This window comes from uncultured Alistipes sp. (genome assembly GCF_902388705.1).
Classification (GTDB): domain Bacteria; phylum Bacteroidota; class Bacteroidia; order Bacteroidales; family Rikenellaceae; genus Alistipes.
Genome location: NZ_CABMQJ010000071.1, coordinates 1 through 8,814, shown reverse-complemented (window position 1 = coordinate 8,814; position 8,814 = coordinate 1). Strand labels below are relative to the sequence as shown.

Below are 8,814 nucleotides of genomic sequence, written 5' to 3'. Positions count from 1 at the left end.
AGGCCGAGGGCGGTGCGCACGCTGTCGGGCGTCAGCTCCCCGGTGCGGGGCAGTTCGCCCGACATGCGGCCCCGAATCTCCACGGGGGTGGGCAGGATGCCCCGCAGGGCCTCTTCGACGACGGGCTGCCCCTCCTCGACGATGAGCAGGGCGGAGCATTCCGAGGCCATGCGGCGCACCGATGCCGCCGGGAGCGGATATTGTGCGATTTTGAGTACCGGATGCGGACACCCGTCGGGGTAGTTCTCCTGCAGGTAGTTGTAGCCGATGCCGCAGGCGATGATGCCGACGGATTTGTCGGGGGCGTCCGTGTAACGGTTGAAACGGCTTGCGGCGGCCTCCTGTTCGAAGCGGGCATAGTCGGCGAGCAGGGCTTTGTACCTCACGCGCGAGTTGCCGGGCATCAATACCCACTGGCGCGTCTGGGCCGGGTAGGCGGGTGTGTTTTCCGCACGGACGCCGCCCGTTTCGACCACGGCGCGCGAATGGGCCATGCGGGTCGTCAGGCGCATCAGCACCGGAATGCGGTATTTCTCCGAGAAGTCGAACGCCGCCTGCACCATGTCGTAGGCCTCCTGCTGGCTCGCCGGTTCGAACGTCGGCACGAGGGCGAATTTGCCGTAGAAACGCGAATCCTGCTCGTTCTGCGACGAGTGCATCGAGGGGTCGTCGGCCGCCACGACGACCAGTCCGCCGTTGGCGCCCGTCATCGCCGAGTTGACGAATGCGTCGGCCGCGACGTTCATGCCCACATGCTTCATGCAGACCAGGGCCCGTTTTCCGGCGAACGACATGCCGAGTGCCTCCTCCATGGCGGTCTTCTCGTTGGCCGACCACGTGCAGTGTATGCCGCGTTCGGCCGTAAGCGGATGCCCCTGTATGTATTCGGTGATTTCGGTAGAGGGCGTGCCCGGATAGGCGTAGACGCCCGAGAGTCCGGCATGGAGGGCCCCCAATGCGAGGGCTTCGTCTCCGAGTAGCAATTCCCGTTTTATCATAAGATCGTGCTGTTATCCTGTTTCTACAAATTTAGGAAAATTTTAATTAAAAAACCAGATTTAGCGATAAAAAGTTATCTAAATCGACTTATTAATTTAAAAGTATTAGAAAGAGGATTGCCCCCGGCGGGGGATTCGATGTCGCGGACAGCGCCCTGTCCGGTGTGGGTATCGTGCTGTCCTGCTGCGGATAATATGCCGCACGGTTCTTATGTCGGAACGAATGGATATGAAAACAGCCGCCCGGCCGGGCGGCTGTTTTTCGGTGTCACTCCCCAAAAAGCGTTTTCAGTATTTCGGGTGTTTCTATCGCTTTGCAGTTTACGGATGCGAGCAGCTCTCGCCCCCGCTCTGTCAGCGAAAAGTACATCTGGCGTTTGTCCCTGGTGCCCAGTTCCCGGCTGACGAAGCCTTTGTTTTCGACCGAGCGGAGCACTTTCGAGGTGTTCGACGGCGTGAGGCCCAGCATTTCGCCCAGCTCCCCGCAGGAGAGCCGGCCGGCTTTCGAGAGGCTGCACAGCGCCATGCCCTCGTTCATACAGATGCCGTGCAGTTTCTCGAGATTGGCTTCGAACTGGTTGACGGCCCGTTGCAGGTCGCGGATTCGGCACAGCTTATCCATGTGTTTCCGCTTTATGGACGGCCTGTTTTCCGCAGTGCCGGACACATTTGCCGCATTCGATACATTTCGCCGGGTCGATTGCCGGAAGCCCGTGTCCCTGCTGCGAGATAGCACCGGCGGGGCAAATCGGAATCATCGGACAGCGATGGTTCTGGGGACAGCGGAGTGCGTCGATCGTGAGTGCCATGGTGCGGTTATTTGTTGAGCAGCACCTTGTTGATAGCCTCTTTGAGCGAAGCTTTGGGCAGGGCACCCTGCGCGATCTGGGGCTTCCCGTCCCTGGGGACGAACAGCAGCGTCGGAATCGAACGGATGCCGAAGGCGGCTGCGAGCTCCTGCTCCTCCTCGGTGTTCACCTTATAGATATAGATGCTGTCGCCGTATTCGGCAGCCAGCTCCTCGAGTACCGGGGCGAGTGCCTTGCAGGGGCCGCACCACGAGGCGTAAAAGTCTATCAGGGCCGGTTTGTCGCCCAGATATTTCCATTCGGTGGGATTCTTTTCATAATTGGCGACTTTAATCAGGAAGTCGGCTTTGGTCAATGCGATTGTTTTCATGGTATTCGTGTTTTCGGTTTTGTTTTCCTGGCTGCTGTTTCCGCCGTTCGCGCATGCTGCGAACGTCAGAAAGCAGGCGGCTGTCAATAATAGTTTTTTCATAGTCCGTATATTTTTATGCTTTCGTATCAATAACGATGCAAAGGTATAATTTATTTTCCAATAAAACAAATTTCCATTGGAAAATAAATATTGCCTGAAAAACTGCGATGCCGTCCCGGTGGATTTACGGGGGCCGGAGCGGTGTTCCGGTCGGTTGCTCGGCACGGCAACCCGAAGAACCGGCGATGCGTGAAAATGTCAGGATGGAGTTCGCTTGCGAATTATCAAATGAGCCGCAGTACAGGGGCAGCGGGTGGCGTCAATACGGTTTTTCGAGGAGTTCAGGGCGGTTGCGCGGGGCGGCCCGTTTATCGGTTTACGCATTGGTTTAAACAAATTCCCGATTTCACCCGGAGAACCCCTTGAAACAAACACGAAAAAACCGCCTGCATTGTTCCTGGCGGCTGTAAACAACAGAGGGAAAGGCATTTGCCTTTCCCTCTGTTGTGACACCGACAGGACTCAAACCTGTAACCTTCTGATCCGTAGTCAGATGCTCTATTCAATTAAGCTACGGTGCCGAATTGCAGGTGCAAATATAGGGCGAAAATCCGAAACACGCAAATAATTCCGCAGAATTTTTAATAAAATGATAATCCGGCCGGCGCACTGCCTGCGCATCGGCCGGATTATTAGCCTGTTCGCTGCCTCGCGGTCACTTCATTACCTCCGCAAGTTTGTCCATGAGTTCCTTGCCGTGCAGGTTTTTCGCTGCGATGATGCCCTCGGGCGAAATCAGGACATTCGCAGGAAGGGTCGTAATGCAATAGCGCGTCGCGGCGTCGCTCCGCTTATCGTCGTCGACGCCCAGTACGTTTGTCCAGGGCATCTCGTTTTCGGTTACGAGCCTTGTCCAGCGCGCCTTGTCGTTGTCGAGCGATACGCCGTATATCTCGAATCCCCGGGCTTTGTAGTCGGTATACGCCTGCTTCAGGTAGCGGTTGGTTTCATCGAGGCACGGGCCGCACCAGGTGGCCCAGAAGTCGAGCAGCACCCAGCGTCCCGGGCCCACGAGCGACGACAGGGCCACGGCTTCGCCCTGCGTATTGTCCAGCACGAGTTCCGTGAAGGGCCTGCCTGGCTGCGCATTTTCGTATCCGGCCAGTTTTTCCCGCAGCTTCTGCATGAGGGGATGCGCCTGCATTTCGGCGGAGAATTTCGCCATGCAGGGCCTCAATCCGGCTACTTTCGTCGTGTCCTGCAGCAGGTTCGGGAATTCGTAGTCGGAAAACAGGCTCAACCCGAAGACATTGTCGAGGTTGGCATTCATCATGTCACGGGGGAGCTGGTCGAAGCGTTCGAAAAGCGCATCCATTTCCTGCTGCGGGGTGCCGGGTGCTATGCGGTGGTATTCATCCCGGAGCGCCAGCAGTTTCTTGTTGAGCAACTGCATGCTGTCGTTCAGCGGTGTTCCCGAGGCGCAGTACCCGGTCTTCGGGTCGGGGGCGATGCGGATGATGCCCGGTTCGAGAATAATCCGTGCGGGCGTGTGAAGACGGTCGCGGTCGGCGAGCAGGACGATGTCGGATGCCGTAAAGCGTCCCTCGAGTGCAAACGTCGTGTCCGGGGCCATTACGCCCGACGCGAGTACGGAGTTGTCGCCGGCAAACAGGAATACCGAGTCGCCCGGGGCGAGGGCGTAGCGGCCCGTGACGGTGAATCTGGGGCCGCAGCCGCACAATGCGGATGCCGCGAGGAGTGCTGTGAGGATTTTCTTCATGGGAGTGATGGTCGGGGGATTATTTGATTTCCCGGTCGGGGTGGTCTTTCAGGAACTTTTCCCAGCTTTGGGTGCCGCGTTTCGAGGCGGCTTTCTTGCCGCCGCCCAGTCCCTTGACGCGTTCGTCGCCCAGGGCGGCGTTGAGCGGGCTGGCCGTCGTGAAGTGGTGGCACAATGCGACGGCCATGCCGTCCGTCGCATCGAGCCGTTTGGGCGGCTGTTCGAGCGAGAGCATGCGGCAGACGATGGCCGCCACCTGCTCCTTGGCCGCCGAGCCGCGGCCCGTGATGCTCTGCTTGATGCGCATCGGGGCGTATTCCGATACGGACAGGCCGCGGCTCAAAGCTGCCGCCATGGCGACGCCCTGCGCACGGCCGAGTTTGAGCATCGACTGCACGTTCTCCCCGAAAAAGGGCGATTCGAGCGCCACCTCCTGCGGTGCGTATTCGTCGATTAGCGCCCCGACCCGTTCGAAGATATAGCGCAGTTTGGCGTAGGGGTCCGATAGTTTGTGCAGATCGATGTCGCCCAGTACGACCGAGCGTACCGTGCGTCCTTCGACCTCCAGCACGCCGTAACCCATGTAGTTGGTGCCGGGGTCGATGCCCATGATGCGGTATTTTCCGGATGCGGTCATTTTTTCAAAAACTCTTCCGGACGGCGCGATGCTGTCCGGTGCATGTGCTGTTAAGGGGGGCGGCCGTTCTTTCAATTTTTTCGCAAGGGGCCTCCCCGCACAGGTTTCCGGCAACGATTCTACCCTGTGCGTCGGGGGGCGGCAATTCGTTGACCGGCGTAATCCCCGCCCGGGGCCGTCACCGGGGCGGGAGCGGCGATTTGCCCGCAGGTGCCGCCCAGTATGTATCGGTGCTGGGTGGGTTGCGTCGCACGTTTCCCGGTGCGTATATATCGTTGAAAAACGCCCCTCCGGACGGCGTCGTGCAGTTCGGAGGGGCGTATGCCGGAAACCGGATTATTTGCCGAGGAGCTTCTCGACTTTTTCGTAGAGGGCCTCGCCGCGCAGGTTCTTGGCGACGATCTTACCCTGTGCGTCGATCAGGAAGTTCGACGGAATGCCCTGTACGGCGTAATCCTTGGCCGCCTGGTTGTCGAAACGCTGCAGTTCGCTGACGTGAATCCACTCCATGCCGTTGTCCTTGACGGCGCCGAGCCACCTGTCGCGGTCGTTGTCGAACGACACGCCGTAAATCTCGAATCCCTTTTTGTGGAACTTGTCGTAGGTCTGCTTCAGGTGGGGAACTTCGCCCATGCAGGGGCCGCACCACGACGCCCAGAAGTCCACGAGCGTGTACTTGTTGGCCGGGTTTTCGATTACCGACTTGAGCGATACGGGTTCACCCTCGGCGTTGTCCTGCACGATGTCGATGTAGGGCTGGCCTACGTCGGTCTTGATTTTCTGCTCGGCCATGGTTTTCAGGTCGGTCAGCTCCTTGGTCTGTTGCATTTCGGGCGAGAACTTGGCGATTTCGTCGAGCACTTCCTGTCCCGAAAGGTCGTAAGCCAGGTTGGGCATCAGCACCACGCCGAAGAAGTTGTCGCGGTTGGCGTCCACCGTCGTGCGGGTTAGCTGGTCGAATTCGTCCTCGATGGCATCGCGGCGCTCGTCGGTCGTGGCCTGGTCGCGGTACTCCTTGATCAGCGCGCGGCTGGCGGCCGAATAGGTGTCGCTCGCATCGTTGGCCGGGGTGCCGGTGGTGTGGCGCACCTGTGCGTCCTCGGCGTCGCTCTTAATCGAAATCGTACCCGGCTCGAGGATGAACTGCATGGCGAACGCCTGCGGCTGTCCTTCGCGCGAGTCGAGCAGGTAGTGCACCGCGGGAGCGCCTGCGGGGCCCTTGAAGCGGAACTTGCCGGCGTTGACGGCGGCAGAGTCAAGCAGGCTGTCGCCCTGGAACAGGTAAACGGTGCCCTCGAGTCCTGCTATGTCGCCGTCGATAATATATCTGGGCTGGTTGCTGCAACTGCACAGTACGACTGCGGCCGTTGCGAAAAGAAATACTTTTTTCATAATGGGTGATATTAAGAGTTATTTTTTGAGTTCCGCCAGTTGTTTTTCCAGTTCGCGCACTTGTTGTGCCAACTCGGGCAGCCGTTTGAAAATCGCCGCCGAACGGTGGTACTGCATGCCGGGCAGCGCCGGGTAGCCGAAGCGCACCTCGCCGTCGGGCACGTCCTTGTCCAGTCCGCTTTTCGAACCGATTTTCACGCGGTTGCCCACGTTGACGTGGTCGGCGATGCCGACCTGTCCCGCGAGGAAACAGTTGCTGCCGACTTTCGAGGTGCCTGCGATGCCGGTCTGCGCCGAGGACACGGTGTTTTCGCCGATTTGCACATTGTGCCCGATTTGAATCAGGTTGTCGAGTTTCACGCCCCGGCGGATGATCGTCGAGTCGGTTTTGGCGCGGTCGATGCACGTATTGGCGCCGATTTCCACGTCGTCTTCGATTACCACGTTGCCCAGCTGCGGGATTTTGTCGAATCCGCCTGCGGCGTTGGGCATGAAGCCGAAGCCGTCGGCGCCGATTACGGCCCCCGCATGCAGGATGCAGTTGCGGCCGATGAGGCAGCCCTCGTAGACCTTCACCCCGGGATAGAGAATCGTGCCGTCGCCCACGCTGACGCCGGCCCCGAGGTAAACCTGCGGGTAAATCTGGCAGCCTTTGCCGATTTTCACGCCTGCCTCGACGACCGTGAAGTCGCCGATATAGCAGTCGTCGCCCACCTCGGCCCGCTCCGACACGGAGGCCGCCTTGCTCACTCCGCTGCGGCGGGGTTTGGCGGCGTTGTACATTTCGAGCAGTTTGAGCACGCAGGCCGCGGCGTCGTCGACTTTGACGAGCGTGGCCGCTATCGCCTGCGAGGGTTCGAACGCCCGGTCGACCAGTACGATCGAAGCGCCCGTGGTGTAGAGGTGTGGTTCGTATTTGGGGTTGGTGAGGTAGGTGAGCGAGCCCGCTTTGCCCTCCTCGATCGAAGATACGGTGTGTACTTTTGCCTCTTTGTTGCCGACGATTTCGCCGCCTAAAAATCCGGCGATCATTTCGGCCGTGAATTCCATCATAAGCTTACAGGTATTTGTTAATATCGATTCCGAGCGGCATGAACTCCTCGACCGAGCGTCCGAACGAAAGCACTTCGCGCACGGTCGACGACGAGATGTCGGCCACGGGCGCGGGGGTGAAGAGCATCACGGTGGTAATCTCGGGGTAGATACGGTGGTTGGTGGCCTCCATCGTGCGTTCGTATTCGAAATCGGTGGTGTTCCTCACGCCGCGGATAATGGCGCAGGCCCCGGCCTGCTCGGCGAATTCGCCCGTGAGCCCCGTGTAAATACGGGCTTCGACGCGCGGGTTCGACGAGTAGATGTCGTCGATGAGCCGCTTGCGGTTGGCGACGGTCAGCAATCCCGTTTTCGAGGTGTTGTTGCCGATGCCGATGATTACGCGGTCGAAGAGGTTGAGCGCCTCGTCGACCAGCGCCGCGTGCCCGCGGGTGAACGGGTCGAACGACCCGGGGAAGATTGCAGTCCGTTCCATATTCGACAAAGGTAATAATATTTGGGAATACGGAATTAAAATTTACGAATTAATTTACCGCTCGATTTTTACGAAGTCCGAATAGACGATCCGGGTGTGCGGATTCGACGATACGATCTCCTGCCGCAGGGCTTTGGTGCCCCAGCGGATGAACAGGAAACGCCGCGGTATGCGGTGCACGACCTGTTGGAGGGTGTCGGTGCTTTCGACGCGGCACGCGACGGAATCCGTCCCGATTGAGCCCTCGACCGTCACCCATGCGTCGCGCCAGCGGAACAGCCGCACGGTGTCGCGCACGACGAGCGTATCGCGCAGGCGCAGGACGACCGTGTCGCACAGGGGCGTACGCAGGCTGACAGAGGTGGCCGCGACCGTTTTCGCGGCCGCTTCCAGACGGCGGATTTTGATTCCGAGGCGGCGGATTTCGGCGGCGTCCGCGGCCCGGAGGCGTTCGAATTCGGAGCAGCGCAGGCGCAGGGCCTGCACCGAGGCGGCCTCCTGTCCCAGCCGGGTGCGGTAGTGTTCGATGCCGGAGGCCAGTGCCTCCTGGTTCTGGTCCAGGCGGCGGGTTTCGCGGCGGTAACGGCCGTGGCCGTATACCAGCAGCGCCGTCACGGCGACGGCGTAAAGGATAAGGTATTTTTTCATGGTTTCGGGGTTTTCCGGCGAAGATAATGCGGGCCGGCCCCGGACGGTTTCTATATTTTCGGAAAACAACGACGGGCTGTGTTCCCATGCTCCCTGTAAGGCTGGGCCGGGCGGTGTCCCGGTTCCGGCTTCTTATAGCGCGTTGCGGGGCCGTGTTCCCGTAGGTATTCCAGCGTGTTTCGGTAGGATGATTCGGAGCGGGTCGCCGCATGCGTTCCTGCCTCCTTTATACGGCAGTGCCGGGCGCGCTCCCGGGGTGCTTTTTTGTGCAGGCGTCGATTCCCTTTCCCGCACCGGCGTGTGCCGACGGGCCTTTACGGCCCGCCCTTACGGTTGCTGGAATGACCTGCGGAGCGCCGCCGCGACGCGCTCGGCGATAATGGCCATATACGGGCGCCCGTCGCAGCGGGAAAGTGCCGTCACCCCCCGGTGGTCGACCCAAAAGAGCTCGTCCATGCGCGGCAGTTCGCCGCGTTCCACGGGCCGTTCGGCCAGCTTCAGTCCCGCGGCCCGAATGCCCTGCAAGGCCAGGTCGCGCTCGACGCTTTGCTCGCCGGGCGATACGCAGACCGTCTTGCCGCGCACGGCGAACAGCGTCGCTTCGTCGGCC

At 60.1% G+C, this 8,814-nt stretch carries 9 protein-coding genes, 1 tRNA gene and 2 pseudogenes; all 12 read right to left on the bottom strand.

Features of this window, described 5'->3' with window-relative positions; all coding sequences use genetic code 11:
• A pseudogene (locus QZT71_RS11195) lies at positions 1–998 on the bottom strand (indolepyruvate ferredoxin oxidoreductase); the annotation flags it as partial.
• A 268-nt stretch (positions 999–1,266) separates the two neighbouring features.
• Positions 1,267–1,620, bottom strand: coding sequence for a MarR family transcriptional regulator (locus tag QZT71_RS11190; protein ID WP_295916165.1), 354 nt, complete (start codon positions 1,618–1,620; stop codon positions 1,267–1,269).
• Complete coding sequence (locus tag QZT71_RS11185) at positions 1,613–1,807, bottom strand: 4Fe-4S binding protein (protein WP_295916163.1); 195 nt, start codon at positions 1,805–1,807, stop codon at positions 1,613–1,615. The genes QZT71_RS11190 and QZT71_RS11185 overlap by 8 nt, the downstream gene beginning before the upstream one ends.
• A gap of 7 nt (positions 1,808–1,814) precedes the next feature.
• Positions 1,815–2,279, bottom strand: a complete 465-nt coding sequence (trxA, locus tag QZT71_RS11180) for a thioredoxin (RefSeq protein WP_295916161.1) — start codon at positions 2,277–2,279, stop codon at positions 1,815–1,817.
• A gap of 447 nt (positions 2,280–2,726) precedes the next feature.
• Positions 2,727–2,800 (bottom strand) — tRNA-Arg (locus QZT71_RS11175).
• 134 nt (positions 2,801–2,934) lie between these two features.
• On the bottom strand, positions 2,935–3,999 hold the full coding sequence (locus QZT71_RS11170; RefSeq protein WP_295916157.1) for a TlpA disulfide reductase family protein: 1,065 nt from the start codon (positions 3,997–3,999) through the stop codon (positions 2,935–2,937).
• 19 nt (positions 4,000–4,018) lie between these two features.
• Entirely contained in the window at positions 4,019–4,609 is a 591-nt protein-coding gene (gene ruvC / locus QZT71_RS11165) for a crossover junction endodeoxyribonuclease RuvC (RefSeq protein ID WP_295916167.1), read from the bottom strand.
• Positions 4,610–4,972: 363 nt separating this feature from the next.
• Positions 4,973–6,028 (bottom strand): TlpA disulfide reductase family protein, encoded by a 1,056-nt coding sequence (locus QZT71_RS11160; protein ID WP_295916155.1) that lies wholly within the window; start codon positions 6,026–6,028, stop codon positions 4,973–4,975.
• An 18-nt stretch (positions 6,029–6,046) separates the two neighbouring features.
• Positions 6,047–7,081 (bottom strand): UDP-3-O-(3-hydroxymyristoyl)glucosamine N-acyltransferase, encoded by a 1,035-nt coding sequence (lpxD, locus tag QZT71_RS11155; RefSeq protein ID WP_295916152.1) that lies wholly within the window; start codon positions 7,079–7,081, stop codon positions 6,047–6,049.
• A gap of 4 nt (positions 7,082–7,085) precedes the next feature.
• On the bottom strand, positions 7,086–7,556 hold the full coding sequence (gene coaD, locus QZT71_RS11150) for a pantetheine-phosphate adenylyltransferase (protein ID WP_295916149.1): 471 nt from the start codon (positions 7,554–7,556) through the stop codon (positions 7,086–7,088).
• A 54-nt stretch (positions 7,557–7,610) separates the two neighbouring features.
• Complete coding sequence (locus QZT71_RS11145; protein WP_295916146.1) at positions 7,611–8,204, bottom strand: DUF6549 family protein; 594 nt, start codon at positions 8,202–8,204, stop codon at positions 7,611–7,613.
• 327 nt (positions 8,205–8,531) lie between these two features.
• Positions 8,532–8,814, bottom strand: a pseudogene (locus QZT71_RS11140) (branched-chain amino acid aminotransferase); the annotation flags it as partial.

What these genes read in the sequence shown, in the direction of transcription:
- QZT71_RS11190 (WP_295916165.1), bottom strand. Translation starts at nt 1,620, where the DNA reads ATGGATAAGCTGTGCCGAATCCGCGACCTGCAACGGGCCGTCAACCAG.
- QZT71_RS11185 (WP_295916163.1), bottom strand. Translation starts at nt 1,807, where the DNA reads ATGGCACTCACGATCGACGCACTCCGCTGTCCCCAGAACCATCGCTGT.
- trxA (WP_295916161.1), bottom strand. Translation starts at nt 2,279, where the DNA reads ATGAAAAAACTATTATTGACAGCCGCCTGCTTTCTGACGTTCGCAGCA.
- QZT71_RS11170 (WP_295916157.1), bottom strand. Translation starts at nt 3,999, where the DNA reads ATGAAGAAAATCCTCACAGCACTCCTCGCGGCATCCGCATTGTGCGGC.
- ruvC (WP_295916167.1), bottom strand. Translation starts at nt 4,609, where the DNA reads ATGGGCATCGACCCCGGCACCAACTACATGGGTTACGGCGTGCTGGAG.
- QZT71_RS11160 (WP_295916155.1), bottom strand. Translation starts at nt 6,028, where the DNA reads ATGAAAAAAGTATTTCTTTTCGCAACGGCCGCAGTCGTACTGTGCAGT.
- lpxD (WP_295916152.1), bottom strand. Translation starts at nt 7,081, where the DNA reads ATGATGGAATTCACGGCCGAAATGATCGCCGGATTTTTAGGCGGCGAA.
- coaD (WP_295916149.1), bottom strand. Translation starts at nt 7,556, where the DNA reads ATGGAACGGACTGCAATCTTCCCCGGGTCGTTCGACCCGTTCACCCGC.
- QZT71_RS11145 (WP_295916146.1), bottom strand. Translation starts at nt 8,204, where the DNA reads ATGAAAAAATACCTTATCCTTTACGCCGTCGCCGTGACGGCGCTGCTG.